At 62.4% G+C, this 19308-nt stretch carries 17 protein-coding genes; 2 read left to right on the top strand and 15 right to left on the bottom strand.

Annotated elements, in window-relative coordinates; translation table 11 throughout:
- Positions 1-63 precede the first annotated feature (63 nt).
- From R3E82_00820 to R3E82_00785, 8 genes are all read right to left on the bottom strand, one after another.
- On the bottom strand, positions 64-906 hold the full coding sequence (locus R3E82_00820; protein MEZ5549409.1) for an ABC-2 family transporter protein: 843 nt from the start codon (positions 904-906) through the stop codon (positions 64-66).
- A complete protein-coding gene (locus tag R3E82_00815; protein ID MEZ5549408.1) occupies positions 899-1786 on the bottom strand; it encodes an ABC-2 family transporter protein in 888 nt (295 codons plus the stop codon). Before R3E82_00815 ends, R3E82_00820 begins: the two co-directional genes overlap by 8 nt.
- Positions 1746-2792 carry an ABC transporter ATP-binding protein gene (locus R3E82_00810; GenBank protein MEZ5549407.1) on the bottom strand — a complete coding sequence of 349 codons (1047 nt, stop codon included), beginning with the start codon at positions 2790-2792 and terminating at the stop codon, positions 1746-1748. Before R3E82_00810 ends, R3E82_00815 begins: the two co-directional genes overlap by 41 nt.
- Positions 2793-2841: 49 nt before the next feature.
- Complete coding sequence (locus tag R3E82_00805) at positions 2842-4494, bottom strand: long-chain fatty acid--CoA ligase (protein MEZ5549406.1); 1653 nt, start codon at positions 4492-4494, stop codon at positions 2842-2844.
- 85 nt (positions 4495-4579) lie between these two features.
- Positions 4580-6172 (bottom strand): glycerol-3-phosphate dehydrogenase/oxidase, encoded by a 1593-nt coding sequence (locus R3E82_00800; protein MEZ5549405.1) that lies wholly within the window; start codon positions 6170-6172, stop codon positions 4580-4582.
- A 100-nt stretch (positions 6173-6272) separates the two neighbouring features.
- Entirely contained in the window at positions 6273-7319 is a 1047-nt protein-coding gene (locus R3E82_00795) for a GGDEF domain-containing protein (GenBank protein MEZ5549404.1), read from the bottom strand.
- Between the two features lie 40 nt (positions 7320-7359).
- Positions 7360-8526, bottom strand: coding sequence for a CoA transferase (locus tag R3E82_00790; GenBank protein ID MEZ5549403.1), 1167 nt, complete (start codon positions 8524-8526; stop codon positions 7360-7362).
- Positions 8523-10163 carry an acyl-CoA synthetase gene (locus R3E82_00785; GenBank protein MEZ5549402.1) on the bottom strand — a complete coding sequence of 547 codons (1641 nt, stop codon included), beginning with the start codon at positions 10161-10163 and terminating at the stop codon, positions 8523-8525. Before R3E82_00785 ends, R3E82_00790 begins: the two co-directional genes overlap by 4 nt.
- 830 nt (positions 10164-10993) lie before the next feature.
- Between R3E82_00785 and R3E82_00780 the strand changes: the two genes are divergently transcribed.
- Together R3E82_00780 and R3E82_00775 are read left to right on the top strand one after the other, a co-directional pair.
- Complete coding sequence (locus tag R3E82_00780) at positions 10994-11221, top strand: hypothetical protein (GenBank protein ID MEZ5549401.1); 228 nt, start codon at positions 10994-10996, stop codon at positions 11219-11221.
- Positions 11218-11466 carry a PspC domain-containing protein gene (locus R3E82_00775; GenBank protein MEZ5549400.1) on the top strand — a complete coding sequence of 83 codons (249 nt, stop codon included), beginning with the start codon at positions 11218-11220 and terminating at the stop codon, positions 11464-11466. The genes R3E82_00780 and R3E82_00775 overlap by 4 nt, the downstream gene beginning before the upstream one ends.
- 12 nt (positions 11467-11478) lie before the next feature.
- Here the strand turns inward: R3E82_00775 and R3E82_00770 are convergent, their stop codons facing one another.
- From R3E82_00770 to R3E82_00740, 7 genes are all read right to left on the bottom strand, one after another.
- Positions 11479-12387, bottom strand: a complete 909-nt coding sequence (locus R3E82_00770) for a DUF6279 family lipoprotein (protein ID MEZ5549399.1) — start codon at positions 12385-12387, stop codon at positions 11479-11481.
- 25 nt (positions 12388-12412) lie between these two features.
- Positions 12413-13129, bottom strand: a complete 717-nt coding sequence (locus tag R3E82_00765; protein ID MEZ5549398.1) for an amidotransferase — start codon at positions 13127-13129, stop codon at positions 12413-12415.
- Positions 13130-13498: 369 nt separating this feature from the next.
- Complete coding sequence (locus tag R3E82_00760) at positions 13499-13735, bottom strand: hypothetical protein (protein MEZ5549397.1); 237 nt, start codon at positions 13733-13735, stop codon at positions 13499-13501.
- A gap of 26 nt (positions 13736-13761) precedes the next feature.
- Entirely contained in the window at positions 13762-15690 is a 1929-nt protein-coding gene (locus tag R3E82_00755; protein MEZ5549396.1) for a ShlB/FhaC/HecB family hemolysin secretion/activation protein, read from the bottom strand.
- Positions 15687-18221 (bottom strand): protein kinase, encoded by a 2535-nt coding sequence (locus R3E82_00750; GenBank protein ID MEZ5549395.1) that lies wholly within the window; start codon positions 18219-18221, stop codon positions 15687-15689. The genes R3E82_00755 and R3E82_00750 overlap by 4 nt, the downstream gene beginning before the upstream one ends.
- Positions 18218-18943: a protein phosphatase 2C domain-containing protein gene (locus R3E82_00745; protein MEZ5549394.1), complete on the bottom strand. Its 726-nt coding sequence runs from the start codon at positions 18941-18943 to the stop codon at positions 18218-18220. The genes R3E82_00750 and R3E82_00745 overlap by 4 nt, the downstream gene beginning before the upstream one ends.
- Positions 18940-19269 (bottom strand): FHA domain-containing protein, encoded by a 330-nt coding sequence (locus tag R3E82_00740; GenBank protein MEZ5549393.1) that lies wholly within the window; start codon positions 19267-19269, stop codon positions 18940-18942. Before R3E82_00740 ends, R3E82_00745 begins: the two co-directional genes overlap by 4 nt.
- Positions 19270-19308: the final 39 nt, after the last annotated feature.

The following is a 19308-nucleotide window of genomic DNA, read 5'->3' as shown; positions in this document are numbered from 1 at the left end:
TCTACACTAGGGAGACTCCGAGCAAGAATCAACGCCCGCCGCCAGCACGCCGGGCCGCTACCGTCAGCCACCCGCCGAAGTGTAGTGACGGATGCCGAATCCCCAGGCGAACAGCGCCGCTGCGAAGAACACGAAGCCTGCAAGCGGTGCCAGACACTGCAGCAGCAGCGTGGATCCCAGCGGGTCGTTGATGCCGAAGATGGCCAGCGTCGGGAAATAGCTGATGCAGCCGAGCGGCACCACGAAAGTGAAGAAGCGCCAGAAGCTCTCACGGTAGATCGACATCGGATACTGGGCCGTTTCGGTGCCGCCGTAGGTGAGCGTGTTCATGATCTCCAGCGATTCCGTTGCCCAGAAGGACAGGGTGGCCTGGAAAATGAACAGCGCGTAGAAGAACAGTACCCCGCTGCAGATGGTGAACAGCAGCAGCGCGACTTTGCCCGGGTGCCAGTCGATGTCGAGCATGCAGATCGCCCAGCCGAGCACAATCAGACCCTGCAGCAGGCGGCCGATGCGCTGCAGCTGAAAATCGAATCCGGCGATCTGCAGGAGTGTGCTGCGCGGACGCACCAGCACCCGATCGAAGTCCCCCGTCTTCACGAACTCCGTGCCGAATACATCGAAACCCCGCGCAAGGGCCTCTGCCAGAGGGAAGGCACAGTTCACGATGCCGTAAAGAAAGGCCACCTGGGGCAATGACCAGCCCGCCAGCATGCCGAATCGATCAAACAGGGCCCAGATGCCCACGGCTTCCACCGCCGATGTGATGAAGTGACCGAACATCATCAGCATGAAAGACAGCCGGTACTGCAGATGCCCGCGCACCGACTGAGCGACGAAGCGCAGATAGAGCCCAGGACCGCTCACACCTGCGGCCGTGCCACCTGCTACCCGGGCCTCAGCCACCCTGCACCACCAGCCGTCGACCGGCACGACCGAGCAGCGCCAGCCCGAAGGTCACGATCAGCCCAAACCACAACCACTGCAGGAGCAGTTCGGGCAGGGCTTCGGCGGCGCTGATATGACCGCTGTAGATGCGGAACGGCACATCCGCCATGCTGCGGAAGGGCTGCCAGTACAGAACAGGCTGCAGCCAGTCCGGGAACAGGGGCAGAGGCACCACAAGCCCTGCGAGCAGGGGCACGATACCGGGCATCATCCGATTGATGCCCTCCCCGGATATCGTCCAGATCAGGCCGATGTGCAGCACCATGGTGAAGGCCGTGGACAGAAACAGCGCACCCGCTACCGCAAAACAGAAAAGTACCGCGTTCACCCACCCCGGTGGCGGCGGCAGCGCCCACTCCCCCAGGCCGAGCAGCGGCAGCGCAAACCAGGTGAATACAAGCATGGGCACTACCCGCAAGCCGGTCGGCACCAGGCGGAAAGCCAGTGTGCGGGCAAACCAGTAGGCATAGAGCCCCAGCGGCCTGAGCAGTTCGTAGGCCACATTGCCGGTGCGGATCTGACCGGCAATCTCCCGATCCACGTTCCAGGGCAGCAGGCCAAGCAGACCCTGACCCAGCCAGATGTAGACGAGCACCTGGCTGAAATCCAGCGGCTGGGGTTCACTGACCGCGGCATAGAAGGCCACGAACACCATCACCTTGATGAAACCCCAGAAAAGCTGCGTCACGAAACCGGCGAAGGCGGCCGCGCGATACTGCAGCAGCACCTTGCAGCGCATGCCGAGGATGGCCAGATAGGCGCTCACCACAATCGCCCGACGCCTGGAGTCGACCCGCTCATCCCGGAGTCCCCGGAACCGGACGACCGGGCTCGGCATGACCAAGCTCGGTATAAAGTGCGGCCACCGTCTCCTCGATGGGTGGATGTTCCACCATCAGATCCCGCACCGCGTAGCAGGCCGTGAGCTCGGCGACCAGTGCGGGGGCACCGGCCTCCACCTCGAACACCACCCGCTCGCCACGCCCCCGCCCGGGCAGAAATGGCCCGGCACCCGCGCTGGCGACCTGCTGCACAAGCCTGCTGTGTGCCGCCTTGAGTTCAGGTATCCCGTCGAAGTCCACCACCACCCGGCGGCGGGCGCTTTTCAGATTCTCCACGGTACCATCCATCAGCAGACGGCCGTGGTTGATGAGCATCACCCGGGTACACAGCGCTTCGATGTCATCCATATCATGTGTGGTGAGCAGCACGGTGGTGCCCCGCTCACGATTCTGTCGCTTCACGAAATCCCGCATGGCAAGTTTGGAGACCGCATCGAGGCCGATCGTGGGTTCATCGAGAAAGAGCAGGCGGGGCTGGTGCAGAAGTGAGGCAGCCAGGTCGCAGCGCATGCGCTGACCGAGACTGAGCTGTCGCACCGGGACATCCAGTAGCGGCGCGAGACTCAGGAGCGCGACCAGTTCATCGAGGGTGCGCCGGTAAGCGCCATCTTCGACCCGATAGATGTCCCGCAACAGTTCGAAGGATTCCACCACCGGCAGATCCCACCAGAGCTGCGTGCGCTGACCGAACACCACACCGATGTCGGCGACATGAGCCACCCGGTCGCGCCAGGGTACACGCCCCTGTACCCGGCACTCACCTGCCGAAGGCACCAGAATACCGGCGAGTACCTTGATGGTGGTGGATTTACCCGCGCCGTTGGGACCAATGTAGCCCACCAGCTCGCCGGCGTTTACGGAAAAGGAAATGTCTTCGAGCGCACGCACGGTGCGGTAGCGGCGCCGCGCGAGACCGCGAAGCGCGCCCCAGAGCCCGGGATCCCGCTCAGCCACGGTGAACTGCTTCTGCAACCCCTCCACGATGATCTGCGGTTGAGTCATGGCGGCTTTAAGCAATTCACCTGGCCGCGCATTCTAGCAGGCTGTTGAATCAGCCTGCCTTGTCCCGCAGGTCGGGCAGTTTGTAACCCTTTGCATCCAGTTCGGCCCGTACGACCTTCTTATCCATTTTGCCGGTGGAGGTCAGCGGTACGCTGTCCACGTAGATCACATCGTCGGGCAGTTGCCATTTTGCAAAGGTCTTGCCGCAGTGCTCGAGAATCGTCTCCTTCGAAACTTCCGCGTCCTTGTCGAGAACGACCAGCGCAACAGGTCGTTCATCCCACTTCGGATGCGGCTGAGCCACCACACAGGCCTGGGCAACACCCTTGATCGCAACGATGTTGTTCTCCAGATCGACGGAAGATATCCATTCACCCCCGCTCTTCACCAGATCCTTGGAGCGATCGCTGATGATGAGGTACTCCTCCGGATCGATCTTGCCGACGTCGCCGGTGATGAGCCAGCCGTCGTGGAACTTCTCAGGCTGGGGGTTGTTGTAGTACTCCGAACAGATCCAGGGGCCGCGCACGAGAATCTCGCCAACTGTCTCGCCATCGTGGGGCAGCCTGTTGAACTCATCATCGAATATTTCCACCTCGATGCCCGGCATGATCTGACCCGCTTTGGCCACGTTCTCGAACTGCTCATCTTCCGACAGCGCAAGCTGAGAGCGTTTGTTCACCCGGCGTGACAAAGTGGCCAGCGGCGAGGTTTCGGTCATACCCCAGCCCTGAATCATCTCCACCCCCAGGGTGTCCCAGTACCAGCGGATCAGTGACGGCGGCGGTGCGGAGCCACCACAGGTGACCCTGGAGAGATGGGAGAGATCGTATTCGCCGGGATTGGCTTCATAGATGGCTTTCACCCCCTGCCAGATGGTGGGCACGCCAGCCGAGACCGTAACCTGCTCATCCGCCATCAGCCTGATGAGTCTGGCGGGATCCATGAAGCGGTGCGGCATCACCTGTTTGCAGCCGAGCATGAGCGCAGACCAGGGCAGCCCCCAGCCCATCGCATGGAACATCGGCACTATGCCCAGCAGACAATCGGTCGCAGACAGATTCATGCTGTCGGTCATGCACTGGGTCATGGTGTGCAGATACTGGGAACGATGCTCGTATTCCACGCCTTTCGGATTTCCCGTGGTGCCGCTTGTGTAACAGAGTCCCAGGGGCGAGTTCTCATCGATCTGCGGCCACTCGTAACGGGTCGGCTGGCCTTTGATGAAAGCTTCGTAGTCCACCGGGTTCGGCAGATCGGTCTTCCAGCCCTTATGGCTGTCTTCGGTCGCCACCACAATCCGCTCCACACTGGGCATGCGGCCTTTGAGTTTTTCCAGCAGCGGCAATGTGTCGGCATCGGCAATGATGAGCCGATCCTGGGCATGGCCGATGATGTATTCGAGATCGGTATCAGACAGGCGGACGTTGAGCGTGTGCAGCACCGCGCCCATGCCCGCACAGGCATGGTAGGCCTCCAGGTGACGGGAGCCGTTCCACATGAAGGTGCCGACCCGGTCGCCGACCTTCACACCGGCATTCTTCAGCGCATGAGCAAGCTGATGAGCCCGATTGGCGGTATCCCGATAAGTCTGCCGGCGTGAACCTGTCTCTGTCGCCGTGACAATTTCCTCTCCGGGTGCAACCTTTGCACCACGATCGAGCACGTTCGACATCAGCAGGGGCGTATGCTGCATGGCCATGGTGAAAACCTCCTCGACTGGCTTTAGAACAGATGGTGAAACGAAAGAGGGGAGTCTAACATTCCCGCAGGCGATGGCAGACGGATCAGCCGGCTTTGAAACTGAGGTCCTGTCGTTCCCGTTCTTCGAAGGCGAGCCTCTGACGGGAAAGCTCCGCTGCGTCCCACCCCAGCAGCCCGGCCATGATGGTGCCCGCTGCCGCCGCGACCGTGGCGGTCTCTGCGGGTCTGAACCAGGGCAGACGCAGCCGCCGGTACATCAGATCGACCAGGGTCTGGGCGCTTTCCTGCTCTACCGCCCAGCGGATTTCTTCCTCATACACACCCGGTGAGACACGCACCGGTGCAGCACCCAGCACCCTGTCGATCTCGCTGCCATAGAGCCTGGCCAGCCGGCCGGAGACGATCTCGTCGAGATCGAGTCTGGCGGCGATATCGCTGCGGAGTACTTCCACATCTTCACAGTCCCCACCCGGCAGCCGGGCCAGAGGGTCCTGCAATGCGACAGATCGGCCAAGCAGCCGCCCCACCGGCGCCAGTACCTGCTCCGCCATCTTGCGGAACCCGGTGAGTTTGCCACCCGCCACCGTGACGGTGCGACCATCCACCCAGATCTCTTCCTTGCGCGACATCTCCTTCGGTGCCCGACCCGGCTGATTGATCAGCGGACGCAATCCGGCCCAGGCGCTGACCACGTCTGCTGCACGGGGTGTCGTGTCAGGAAAGTAGGTTCGCAGCGGGGCGAGCAGATAGTCCACATCCGCCGGATCGACCCGGGGCCAGTGGCCGGGGGCCCCGCGCTCGCTGGTATCCGTGGTGCCCACATAGGTGACGGTACCCCGGGGGATCGCGAACACGGGTCGACCATCCGGAGCCGTCATCATCACCATGTTGCGTACCGGCAGCTGGGTACGGGGCAGTCCGATGTGCACGCCTTTGGACAGATGCAGGCGATCCCCACCGGGGACAACGCCCCGGGTGCGGCGCGCGTTCACCGCCTCCACCCAGGGACCCGCGGCATTCACCATCACCGACGCCCGAGTACTCAGGACAGACCCGCTGAGCGCATCGGCGACGGTGAGGATCACCTCACCGTCACGCTCTTCAAAGGCTTCGAGACGCGCGTAATTGCAGACGACCCCGCCCTCCGCGACCGCAGAGCGCAGTGCAGCGATTACCAGCCGTGCATCGTCGGTCAGATATTCTTTATACGCACAGGCAAAGGGAAAGTGCGCCCGGTCGAGGAGGGGTTCCCGGTCGGAAAGATCCGCAGCGTCCCAGTTCTGGTGCCTGTCGGCACGCTCTACCGCGCCTAGTTTCTCGTAAGTGGTAATGCCCGCGCGCAGCTTCCACAGCTCCGCACGACTGGCTGCGGGCACCACCATCCACTGGGACTGGGCCAGATGGGGTGCCATGGTCTTGAGACTCTTGCGCTCGAGGGCCCCCTCTCTCACCAGCGCAATGTCACCCATGGCGAGATAGCGCAGTCCGCCGTGAATGAGTTTGGTGGAACGGGACGAAGTACCGGAAGCAAAGTCATCCGCTTCGATGAGCAGGGTCTTCAGACCGGCGAGGGCTGCATGACGCGCCACACCGGCGCCGGTGATACCGCCGCCGACGATGGCAAGGTCGAAACGCTGATCCGCTATCGACGCGAAGTCGCGCTGCAACCGGGACATGCTGTGTGACTGCCGCAGGGAACGGCCCAAATTACTCCGAATGCGGGATTGTAGCCGCATGTTGCGCTGCAAGAAAGAAATTGCCGGTGCGAGGCGTCGCTCAGCCGCTGCCGTTGGCCTCGAGATCCGCTTCGGTGGTGACACGGTTGCGGCCATGCTGTTTGGAGCGGTAGAGGCACTCGTCCGCCCGGTGCAGGAAATCACCCGGGGTTTCTCCCGGCGCGAACTGGGCCACACCCAGAGAGATGGTTACGGATTCCAGACGCTTACCGTCGTGGCCGTCGATCACCTGATTCTCGATGATCACCCGGATACTTTCCGCCAGCATGCGCGCACCGGCGATCGGCGTGGCCGGCAGCAGCACGGCGAATTCCTCACCGCCATAACGCGCCAGCATGTCCCGCCCTTTCACACACTGCTGCATTTCCTGGGCGACCACTCGCAACACCTGATCCCCCACCATATGGCCGTGGGTATCGTTGAAGGCCTTGAAAAAGTCGATGTCGACCATGATGAGGCACAGCGACTGTCCGGAGGCTGTCGCCTCCGTCGTCAGCCGGTCGAGGGCCTTGTCGAACGCTCTGCGGTTCGACACACCGGTGAGGGCATCGGTCTGTGAATCCCGGCTCAATGCATGCACCTGGGCGCGCAGTTCACCGAGTTCCTGATGCATCACCTGCAGCGAATTCTCCACCTGGGCGCTGCGCTCCCGGGTCACCTGGGTCTCCCGGGCGAGCTGGGTAACCAGCTCCTTGATGTCTTCCTGACTGAGGTCTTCCCGCAGCTTGTCGCCGCAACTGTCCAGCACACCGGAGAAATGGGACACGTCCTGGCCCAGCGCACCCAGTTCCCGGATCACGGTTTCAACTGCTTCCCTGACCGCCCCCTGGATACCGTCCACCTCGGCCCGGATCTCGTCGAGGAAATACTTCTCGTAGATCTGCCGGCACAGATCGGGTGTGAATTTGTCGTGGTTGGCGATATGAGCCTTCAGCTCGTCGCGCAGTTCGCTGGAATGACTGGAGATGTAGTCGAACCAGACCGCATAGTTCTGGGGAATCGTCGGTACCCGGTACTGGCTCATCAGCGGCAGCGCCTGTTTGAGGATGGCGACCGACTCTTCCAGCGAGGTTTCGAATTGCGGCATCGACGGCATAACTGAAAACTTATCCGGGACTGGATTAAATCTAGCCGAGATCCCGCAAAGTACCAGGGTCGAAGCCCAGTTCCTCCAGCAGTTGCGCCGTGTGCTCGCCAAGGGTAGGCGCATGCCGGGTCATTGAGGCAGGTGTCTTGTCGAACTGTGCCGCGGGCCGGGGCTGGCGGATCCGCCCCGCCACCGGATGGTCATATTCGCTGACCGTGCCGTTGATACGGATCTGCTCCTGTACGAAGACCTCATGACGCTGCAGGACCGGACCGCAGGGCACCCCTTCCGCATCCAGTCGATCGAGCCATTCCGCGCTGCTGCGCGTCGCAAGTACTTCGCCCGTCATGGCAAGGCGTTCGCGCACATTGATGATGCGGTCGTTGGCCGTGCGGAAACGTGCGTCTTCGAGCCACTCAGGCTGCTCCAGGGCACGGCACATGCCCTGCCACTCCGCATCGGAAACCGCACCGGCGGTGATATAGCCATCCAGCGTCTGAAAGATCAGATCCTGGGCGAGCTGAGCCCGCGCAGCCTTCACCTCTGTACCGACGAAGGTGAAGCCCGACATGCCTTCGGGCCACAGATAGGCCACCATCGCATCGAGCATCGCCAGCTTCACATGCTGCCCGCCGGCGCCGCGCTCCCGGGCAAACAGCGCCGCCGTGATCGCCTGGGCTGCAGCCAGTGCCGTGGTCTTGTCAGGGATGATGGTGCGCACCATCTTCGGCCGGCCGGTCTCCCCGTCTTTCTGAATATCCGCCAGTCCGGACAGCGCCTGAATCACCGGGTCATAGACCCGTTTGTGGGCATAAGGCCCGGTCTCCCCGAAGCCGCTGATCGAGACATAGACGATGTCTTCCCGCAGGCCTCGCACCACTCCCTCGCCAAGACCCATCCGCTCGATGGCACCCGGGCGGAAGTTCTGCACGAAGACGTCTGCCGTGGCGATCAGTTTCTTCACCACCGCCATTCCGGCGGACGTTTTCAGATCCACTACGAGGCTGCGCTTGCTGCGATTGGCAGAGATGAAACCGGAACTCAATCCTTCCCGGTTCGGACCCATGTAACGCACCAGGTCACCGGACGGCGGTTCCACCTTGATGACATCGGCGCCCTGATCGGCCAGCATCATGGTGGCTACCGGACCGGAGATCATGCTGGTGAGGTCCACCACACGAATGCCATTCAGGGGTCCGGCGTTCACTGAGCTCCCCCACCCGCCGCGGTGTCTTTGCCATAGGCGGCAAGGGCCACTTTCTTCGCCCACTTGTAATCCGCCTTGCCATTGGGCGCGCGCTGTACCTGCTCGACAAAGAGCACGTGACGGGGCAGTTTGTAGCCCGCCAGATGATCCCGGGTGAAATCGATCAGGCCGGTTTCGTCGAGACTTGCGTCTCTGCTGCTCGCCACCGCCACCACCCGCTCTCCGAAGCGCTCGTCCGGCACCCCCACCACCAGACAATCGGCGATATCCGGATGGCGTTTGACCGCCTCCTCCACTTCCTCCGGAAATACTTTCTCACCACCTGTATTCAGGCAGGCGCTGCCCCGGCCGAGCAGGTTGATGGTGCCATCGGCTTCCACGGTGGCGTAGTCGCCGGGGAAGCTGTAACGCACACCGTCGATCTCGCGGAAGGTCTGGGCGGATTTTTCCGGATCCTTGTAGTAACCCAGCGGCACAAAACCACTGGTGGCCACCTTGCCGATCTCGGCGGATCCGGGTGTCACCCGGCGACCGTCATCAGTAAACACAGCCACCCCTTCGTTGAGGGTGAACTTCGCCGTCTTCGAGGTGCTTTCACGGGTCGTGACACTGCTGCCCATGCCGCCTTCGGTGGAGCCCATCACGTCGGCAAGGATCATGTCGTGGTGACGCAGCAGTCCCTGTTTGGTCTCGGCACTCCACATCACGCCACTGGAGATGATCTGCTTCACCGAGCTGAGATCGTACGCATTGCCGCGTGCAGCCGCGGCATCGAGGGTGGCCAGCATCGGGCGGGCGAAAGCATCCCCCACGATCACAAGGTCGCTCACCCGGTGCTGCTCCACCAGTCCGAAGAGCAGATCCGGATCGAAACCCAGTTTCGGCATGAGCACCACCGTGCCTCCGGCCAGCAGCGGCACCATTGCGCCCAGCCACATTCCCGTGCCGTGCATCAGCGGACAGGCAGGCAGAGATACCGGCGGCTCGCTGATCTGATCCAGATAGCCGGGCACCTCAGCGAGGCAGGATGGCGGGACAAGGCCGCGGCCTTCTGCACCCATGCGCACGAAGTACCCGCAGAACTCACCGCCGGGATACATCACCCCTTTCGGCATGCCTGTGGTACCCCCGGTGTAGAGCATGTAGACGTCCGCCGGATCCCGTTCGATACGTGGCATCGGCGCAGCGCGGGACAGGGCGGTTTCGAAATCCAGCGCCCCGTCGAGCAGCGCTTCGGTGCGGTCATCGACCTGCAGGAACAGTTTCACCTTGGGCAGGCGTTTACGGATCTCCCACAGGCGCATCGCGTAGCTGCTCTGGAACACCACGGCTTCGACGTCCGCATTATCGAGCAGATAGATGAGTTCCTCCGCCTTGTAGCGGTAGTTCACGTTGATCGGGCAGCCGCGGATCTTGAACACACCGTACTGAGCTTCCAGATACTCACCCGTGTTGTGCAGATACAGGCCGACCTTCGCACCGGGTGCCAGCCCGTGCGCAGTGAGCACCGAGGCGAGACGCGCCGCCCGCTGATCGAACTCCGCCCAGGTACGCCTGTTTTCCCCCCAGATCAGTGCGGTACGACCGGGTACCCGGTCCGCCACCCGCTCCCAGACACTGGCAAAGTGAAAATCCATGATCGTCCCCCTCTGATTGATCCCCTGCAGGTTATCTAACCTGAGGCAACCTCAGGGAGCAAGGCGGCCGGGCTTGGTCCCAAATCATCGACCCGCACCTGGCGGGGCAGATCGCTGGCGTTGCAGTGTGGGTGCTCGGCGGGGCCCGTTGTCGGAGCTGTTTTCGAGGCTGGGGTGGCGCAGGGGGTGTGGCGGACCTCGCTCCGGCGCTCCGCGCTGCCCTCTGTTGGCCCCTTGCCCCGAAGCGGGTCAATTGGCCGCCCTCGGCGTCGCTCCACGGTCCGCCACACCCCCTGCGCCACCCAGCTTCGAGATCGATCCAGGGCAGGGCCGCGCGATCTCCCCGACTGGCAGCCAGAAACGCAGCCAGGAAACTCGGAAGGATTCCTCAGGCGTGGTCGAGGAGGGGTGACCCCGGGCCGTGTAGCGCGGCCGAGTACGGAGTTTTGACTCGTGTTCCTGCGCGAGGCAAAACTCCACACGAGGGCACAGCGGAGCTGCCGAGCGAGGCCCGGGGTCACCCCTCCTCGACCACGCCCTGATCAACCTCCTTCCGAACTACCTGGTTGAGCATCTCAGACTGGCCCCCACCGGGAAATCAGCGCCGACGCTGGCTAAAAATTGGTCAACTTCACCATCCGCGGGAGAAATCTGGTGCCGTACCGCGCTCCCGAACGCGCAGGGGGCCAGAAAAATAGGGAGCTTCAGCCCGCCTGAAGCATTGGCACGACTATTGAATAACCACAGACGTACGTCGCGAATGCGGCAGTGAATTCAGAAAAGACATCGATTTGAATGGGGGCAGGCTCCCAGTGGCAAGGAATACAGACGTGGAAACCAAAGCATCAAACGCACTCCCCCGGGGTCCGATGATCAGTGAGATCCGGCTCTCCCGACTGACACATCCCCGGGCATCCCTGCTGGCGATCATTCTGCTGGCGGCTGTCTTCGTCCTCTTCGGCATGTTCGCCAACGCCCTGCCGACCCACCCGGTGGCACCACCGAATACCTTCGATGGTGCCGCCTTCCTGATCAGCGACTGGGTGCTGGGCCGATGAGCGGCTACCGCTCCGGATCGAACGATTCTCTGGGGATCCACATCCGGCTGGATTCCCGCAACGGCTGGATCGCCGGTGTCTGTGCCGGCATTGCCAATGCCCTGAAGACGGATCCTGCCTTTGTACGCACCGCAGTTGCGGTGTGTGCGCTGTTTTTTCCGAAGCTCACGATTGCCGCCTACCTGATCGCCTGGGCGGTTTTCGATCACAAGGATCGGCGCTCTGAGCGTGAAGGCGGCCGCTGATTCAGGGTGCACTCAATCCGCAGCAGCCGGGCAGCGCACCAGGCAGGCACCACCCTCGGGTGGTGCAACCGGCGCTTCTGCAACAAGCTCCCGGAACAGGCCGGCATATTCCAGCAGCCGTTCTGAAAACCGCTCCTTCTGTTTTTCGTTCAGATTGTTGATAAGCCACACCCCGACGTCCCGGGCGAGCCGCTCATTGGCAGCAAACACCGCGGTCAGTTCCGCGCCGTAATAAGACCTGCGCAGCTTTGTCAGGGCTTCGAATGCTGCTGCAAATTTTTCCGGATCTTCCCGCTCATTTCTGAGCAGATCGAGCAGATCGGCCTGCCAGCGGCGCCGGTAATCGGTCCACAGCGCCATCTGGGGGATGTAGTGCACCGACTGGGCGGCGACGTGCGCCTTCTGGGTTGAGTTCAGTTTGCCGCTGAAACGGCTGAATCCGTCCGTGTATTCGCGCCACCAGTGCTCCTGGATTTCCTCGAGAGACCGCCCGGCCTCGTCTTCGCCAAGTTCCTCGTTGTCGGCCGCGAGTTTCTCGGGCAGTCGCGCGAGCTGGGCATCGGACAGGGACAGCATCAGCTCTGTCACCATCGGCAGGCCCTGCTGCTCGATCGCCTCCCACCAGCCGAACATGTCATCGAACAGCGCCTGAATCTCAGCTGAGTCCGTCCCATCCCGGGTGACTGCTTCCAGCGCTTCCAGCGTCCCGGCGTAGGCGGGCAGCTGGGTTGTGCGATGCCAGTGCATGAACACCGCAAACTCCTGATCGAAGTAGTCGCGCTGGGCTCTGTCCATATCCAGGTAGTCGCTGACCGACCAGCGCGCGAGACGATCCGCATTGTTGTATACGCTCTTCACGCTGCAGCCACCGGCCAGCAGCAGTACGGCAGTACAGATCAGGATCCGCCAGCAATTCCGCATCAGAATGTCCTCCCCCTCGCGGGAATCAACCTGCCATGAAGTTGAGCATCCACCGGGCAACCACCGCTTCATCGGTGTTCTCAGCCAGTGACTCGATGCCTTTCCGGTACACCCGCTCACCGAGTACTTCCCTGCGGAAGTCCATGAGAGAGGCAGAATACGCCTTCACGAATTCCGGATGTCCCTGCAGGGTCATGATGTCGTCCTCGATCACGAATCCTGCGATGGGACAGGAACCGCTGCTCGCAATCAGGCGCGCGCCGTCCGGCAACCGGCTCACCTGGTCTTTATGACTCGACAGCATACCGACCGATTGCCGGGCTGGCTTCATCCAGGACTCTTCGGTCAGCAGCCGGGTGTCCTGCACACCCACGACCCAGCCACAGGCCGCCGGCGTCGTCTCCCCGCCGAAATAGTGCGCGATCAGCTGATGACCGAAACAGATACCGACCACTTTCCGCCGGGCTTTTCGGACTTTCTTCAGAAACTCGATCAGCGGCGGTATCCAGGGCAGGTCTTCGTACACACTGTGTTTGCTGCCCGTGATCACATAGCCGTCGCAATCGACCGTGTCCGGCAGCGGATCACTGCGCACATCGATGCTGTGGATTTCCAGCTCGACACGCGGCTCGAACGAGTCCGCCGCCTGCCGCAGCAGGCGCGTGAACATCGCCGGGTAATCGCCGAATCTGGGCTGGAACTCGTCGCGGACCGAATCGGTCTGCAGGATGCCAATCTTCAACACCACCTCGCAGGAAGCTTCTGACCGGGCAGGTGGGATGATTTCAGACTCAAACGTCTGCCGCCAGCCGGGCCGCGCGCTGGCTGCTGAAACAGGAGAGGGGATCAGGGCCGCGATCAGGAAACAGTGCAGGCGCCTGTGGATAACTCTTGGGATAACTTCCGCAACAACCGCCTGGCCAAGTCAAGCAGAAAAACTGTGTCGGACAATAAAATCTCGGATGAATGCGGATTAAATCGCAATAGATCAACAGGTTAGCGCTGTCACATTCCTGTCAACGCGAAAAACTGCCACCATCTCACCACTGTCACAGACGAAGTTGCGAAATGTGCATAACCCACATAGCGTCTGATGGCGGCCGGAGAGGAACTACTCCTGCTGATCCTCGGGCAGACGGATCGCCTGCTCGGGCACCGTCAGTGGCGATATGTCGGTGAAAATAGCCTCGTCGAGCTGCGGGATCCGCACAGTCTGGGCCCGTCCGGTAAGGTAGGCGGCTTCGGCGGACACCGGCACCTGTACATCCGGTACAGCGGGCATGGGCGCTTCACCGGCGAAAACCACACCGGCCAGCAGCAGGCCCGGGTACAGCAGCATCATTCGCATGGACGTTTTCTCCTTCAGCCGGGTGATCATCGGGCGTACTGCAGCGACCAGAATATCCGCACACCATCGTCGTCGAGCCCGTCGCTGCCGTCGGTGTGGATGGGCACAGCACCACTGAGGCGGCTGACAAAGCCTTCGCCGAACTCGGCCTCCCAGGCAACTCCGATGTCGACAAGACGCGCCCAGGTATCGTCGATGTTGTTGTGGGTCCTGCCATAAGTCAGATCGGAGAAGAACAGGATCTCGCCGAGGGCTACCGGTGTGCGCAGGTCGACCCGCAGCAGGCCGCCACTGTCGGCAACGAACAGATCACGCTGATAACCCCGCGCGCCTTCAGCACCCGCCACACCCAGGCGACGACTGCTCGGCAGCTGGGAATCAGTCAGACGACCGGTAAAGGAAGCGGAAATCTTCTGTCTGCCTGGCAGCCATTGCACATCGAGCGGCCGCCATGCAAACAGATCCACACCGACCCGCCAGTACTGATCGTCCTGACCTGCAAAAGTCTCTTCGTCGATGCTGCCCGCCTCGGCGTGGAGGCGCGCACGACCCTCGATCAGCAGTGCGTCCCAGACCCGGTGACCCTTGAGTGCCGCAGACAGGAAACGCACCTGTTGATCGAGATCACCGTTATCGGTGGACCATTCCAGACGGTGCAGACCGGCACCCGCTTCCACGGACAGCGCCCGGGTTCGGCTGCGGAACAGGTAGCGCTCTACACTCGCGTCAAACAGCAGACCCTCGCCATCCGTGGCATCCAGACCACTGGTGGAAAAGTCGTTGCTCGCCAGTCGCACCCGGGCCTGGGCACGTCCGCCAACCGGGGTCTCATAGCCCAGGTAGCCGAAGACCTGGTTGGCGGGATGGAACGCGGCAATCAGCCCGGCATTGAGCAGGTCGCCACGGTTCAGCGGATTGGCCCAGCTGCCATTCAGGCTCAGGCGCGTCTCTCCGGTGTCTTCATCGCCATGATTGTCAAAGCCAAGACTGCCGTTGAAGGTCGTCTGCTCCACGACCTCGAGCTGCAGGCGGGTCTCACCCACCGCCGCGCCCGGCTCGAAGCTCGCCTGGGCAAGAATGCCCGGAGCCTGATTCAGGGCATAGATACGGGTGTTCACTGCTTCGGCCGTGATCGGTTGATGCAGAAGATCGTCAAAACGCCCGGCGAGTCGGGGATGGCTGCCGCGCACCACCACTTCACCCAGTGTGCCCGCCAACACGTCGATGCGGACACTGCCCTCATCCACCGACTGGGCGGGTACATAAGCGGCCGCCAGGAAATAACCGGCTTCCCGGTAGTGGGCCTGCACCGCCCCGGCCACGGCTTCGAGTTCCACCACCGACACGCCGCGGCGGCGCTTCTGATCCTTCACCAGTTCCGTCAGGTCCCGGGTGTCCTGCGCACTGAACCGCTGATCGGGCTGATGTGCACCCAGCGCATTGAGCAGCCGGCCGATTTCTTCCAGCTCGGCTGGTGTGAAACCATGAGGGCCCGGCTGGTTGCGGGCCCGCACATCCGCCAGCGCCGCATCCGCCACTGCCTGCACGGATTCGATCGACAGACCTGGCAGCTGGGGCACTTCCCCCAGCACGATCCGCTCTACCGGCAGTCTCGGGCTGGTCGCCGGGTTCGGATCCCGGTCCGCCATCGCGGGAATTTCCAGCGCGAACACCTGGGCTGCAGCCAGCGCAGTGAGCAGTATCAGCACCAGCATCATCCAGCCGACTGCGGACCGGGTGGGTGGTGTCCCCTGAGTTGTGTCATCCGTGTTTTCCAGAACTTCTCCCTTCCAGCGCGGCTGTGTGTCGTCATCATCAGGCACACTGGCTTTGAAATTGGTGATCACTTCCCGTCGCGCGAGCCGGTAGTCACTCAGGCTGAATTCACCGGCCGCATGGGCTTTCGCAATACGCCGCAGGCGCACGGATTCCGGTGCCAGTTTCATCAGGCTCATGACAGTTCCCTCACCAGTCTGAATCCGGTATCGGCAGATGCCGCACCATCATGAGCGCGGCTGGTAGTGACCTGACAGTCGCTGATCGGATCCAGATAGGCACCACCGAGGGCGCGCAGGCTGTCGTCATCGCGCACCCATTCCTGGACATTGCCCAGCATATGCACCAGCCCGAAAGCGTTGAGCTGTCCTGCACTGATTGGCAGCGGTGACACGCCGCGCTGCAGTCCGTCGATCTGCACCCGGCAGTTGCGATTGGGATCCGCATGCCCCTCGGCGGCCCGCAGCCACTCCTGCGTGGTCGGCAGCCGATAGTGGTAGCCCGTGCGTTTGCTGAGCCACCGCGCATAGGCCTCGACCAGTTGCACGCCGACACCCAGCACCGGCAGACGGTCGTCATCGGCAGGCACTATCGATTCACAGGCACCGGTATCCGTACAGAAGGGACGCAAATGGGCCCAGCTGATCTCGTGTCGGGTCATGGCAAATCGCCCGGCACCATCGCTGGTGGGTACCACCACCAGCCTGGGCCCCTGCAGGTCACCATCAATCTGATCAGCGCAGTAACCGCTGCGCCCACTCTGGGCGCCATTGCCGACCAGATAGCTGAGTCCACAGGGATCCAGTGCTACCCGGTTGCCGGCGAGCAGGTCCGCATCGAAGTAGCGCTCGGCATCACGCTCCAGAGCCCTTGCCCGATCCGGGTCGAGTTCTGCGAGCTGAGACATGCAGCCGCTGACCCGCTCGGCCACCAGCCGACGACCGGCTTCGGCCAGTTTTGCATCTTTCTGCAAGCGCGTGCGGAACACATCCGCCACTGCCGCGAGATCGAGACGGGGACAGGACAGACCCAGCAGCTCTTCGAGCTGCGCCAGATTGTTCTGACGTGTACGTTCAAGCTTCACAATGCGCTGGCTGCGGGCCAGCTGACGCTGCGCGGTTTCGACGCCCTCCTGCAGGGCGTCGAGACGCTCTGCATCAAAGAGCAGCGGATTCAGTTCGGTAAGCAGGGTTCCGGCGGAATCCGCGTCGCCCGCGCTGATCGACTGCTGGACCAGTGCCTCGAGTTTTTCTGCGACTTCGAGGCGGATCTCCGCCAGTCGCGGGTCACCGGCGAACAGCCCGGAGATGCGCGCCATCTGGCTGTCAAAGGCCTGCATCCAGACATCTTCAGACTGATAGCTGGCAAGCAGCTCGTGCAGCCCGGCGAGGGCGCGCGCCCGGAGGTTTTCCCGTGCCTCGCTGAGTTCACCGAACACCGATCCCCGCTCGAACAGCAGCAGCGCCGCATCAAGATCCGGCGTGACGTCGATTCGCTCGGTATAGGCCCCGGCAATGCGTTTCTGCAGCGCGGCGACCGCAGGAGTCGCACCCTGCAGCTGCTGCAGTGTTGCCAGCTCCTTCGCCAGTTGCGTCTGCCAGTTATCATCAAACACCGGTTCTTCCAGAAGACCGGCGAGACGGGCGACCTGCACGTCCACCAGGGTAAGCTGACGGACCTCCTGTTTGACGGTAGTCAGCTCCGCATCCCCGAGCAGATAGTTGATGCCGAACGCCAGGGTGAACGCACCAAAAGCCACCAGAGCGCTGCGCGAACGCCAGGGCGATGGCTGCAGGAGCAGTTTCTCGAGCTCGGCGATATCCGCCGGCCGATCTGCCCGATCGAAGGCGAGACTGGCGGCGAGACCGCGCCACTGGCGACGACTCAAACGCCGGGGCCTGGCGGCCTTGAGTCCCTCCCGGGCGGCTTCGTCTGCCGCTTTCCGTTCGTAGGGATGTTTGCCGGTGAGAATCTGATAGATGACTACTCCCAGCGAATAGATATCGTCCCGGGTCTCGGGCGCCTCTCCAGCCAGCATCTCGCGGCTGGCGTAGGCGGGAGTGAGCGCCGCCAGACGGGCAGGATCGAATACCGTATCTTCGCCGCTGCGCTCGGTGAGCTGCACTGCGCGGGCGATACCGAAATCGAGAATCTTCGGCGCATTTTTCGATGACACAAACACATTGCCCGGTTTGAAATCAGCATGGATGATGCCGGCGTGGTGTGCGTGCTTGAGACCGGAGCAGAGCCCGCGGATCACATCCCAGGCCAGCTGATCAGGTAGCCCGTCAGGATGCGCGCGCAGCAGCGGCGCGAGCTCCTGACCTTCGAGCAGTTCCATGGTCATGAAGGATACGTCGCCGTCTTTGTCAAAATCGTAGATGGTGACAATGTTGGGATGCGACAGGGCCTGGGACTTCGCCGCCTCGCGCTGCAGCGCGATGAAAGCTTCCGGATGTTCCCGGAAATCGTTGTTCAGAATCTTGATGGCCAGAAACGGCTGCCGATCCCGGGCCTCGACCTTGCGCAGGTCCTTCGCCTTGAAGACCGTGCCCATGCCACCGCTGCCGAGCTTCTCTTCGAGCACAAAGCGCTGTTTGAGGACCCGGGGTGCATCGGCCTCCCGGTTACCACTGCCCCCCGAGAGACTCCGGGACACACTGGTATCCACACGCAGAACGGTTGCGTCCTCTTCGATGGCGGGATTCACAGCGCCCTCGTCACGACCACAGACACATTGTCTCTGGCCGCACCCGCAAGACATTGAGACATCAGTGTGTTGACCGCTTCGTCCGGCTTTACCGCTGCGATCTGTGCCGCCAGCGATTCCCGGTCGATTTCCCGATACAGACCGTCGGTGCACAGCAGGAAGGTATCGTTGTTGGCGACATCAAAGACGACGACATCCAGATTCAGTTCCGGCTGACCGCCAACCGCCCGGGTGATGATGTTGGTATCCGCCTCGAGGGCTTCCGCCTCACTCACTCCGCCGGTGTCGAGCAGGTCGCAGATCGGATTGTGGTCCCGGGTGATCTGCTCGAGTCGCCCGCCGCGCTGCCGATACAGGCGCGAGTCCCCCGCCCACAGCGCAACACCCACATTGTCACGCACCACCAGTACCACGACAGTGCTGCCCACGGTGCCGCCCTGACATTCCACACGGGCATGCAGGCGCAGCTCATCATTCACCGAAACCAGGGCGTCTTCGATGCGATCCACTACGTCGGCAAGACTGCCTTCCAGCGACAGTCTGCGCAGAGAATCGGTAATGGCCTGACTGGCGACATCTCCCGCCATGTGTCCGCCCATACCGTCTGCCACTGCCCAGAGACCGACATCCGGACGGCTGAGTACCGAGTCCTCATTGTTTTTTCTGCGGTTTCCCTGGTGGGTTTCCTGCGCCGACTGCCAGCAGAACATCGCTTCGCTCACGTGTGCTGGAACCGCACGGCGGTTTCGAGGTTGAGGCGCTCACCCAGTGCGATCCAGCCGTTACCCCAGAGTTTGAACTCACCCCGGCGCACGAAGGTCACCTGCTCATCCTCGGTCTGGATGTAGGAGCCATTGGTGCTGTGATCCACGAACACGAAATACTGTTTGCGGCACTCGATGTGCGCATGCTCCCGGGAAGCATATTCACCGGGCACGGTGAGATCCGACCGGGCAGAGGTACCCAGGCTGGTGCATCCGGACCCGGCCGCCACGACTCTTCGGTCATGCCAGTCCAGGACGAGTTTTGAGGTTTCGCGCGAATCCATGTCGCTACCGGTCCGATGTTCGACGTTACCGGCAGATGA

This window comes from Pseudomonadales bacterium (genome assembly GCA_041395945.1).
GTDB lineage: Bacteria > Pseudomonadota > Gammaproteobacteria > Pseudomonadales > Azotimanducaceae > SZUA-309.
Note: the sequence above shows the minus strand (reverse complement) of the source record. Positions and strands in the feature narration are given on the sequence as shown.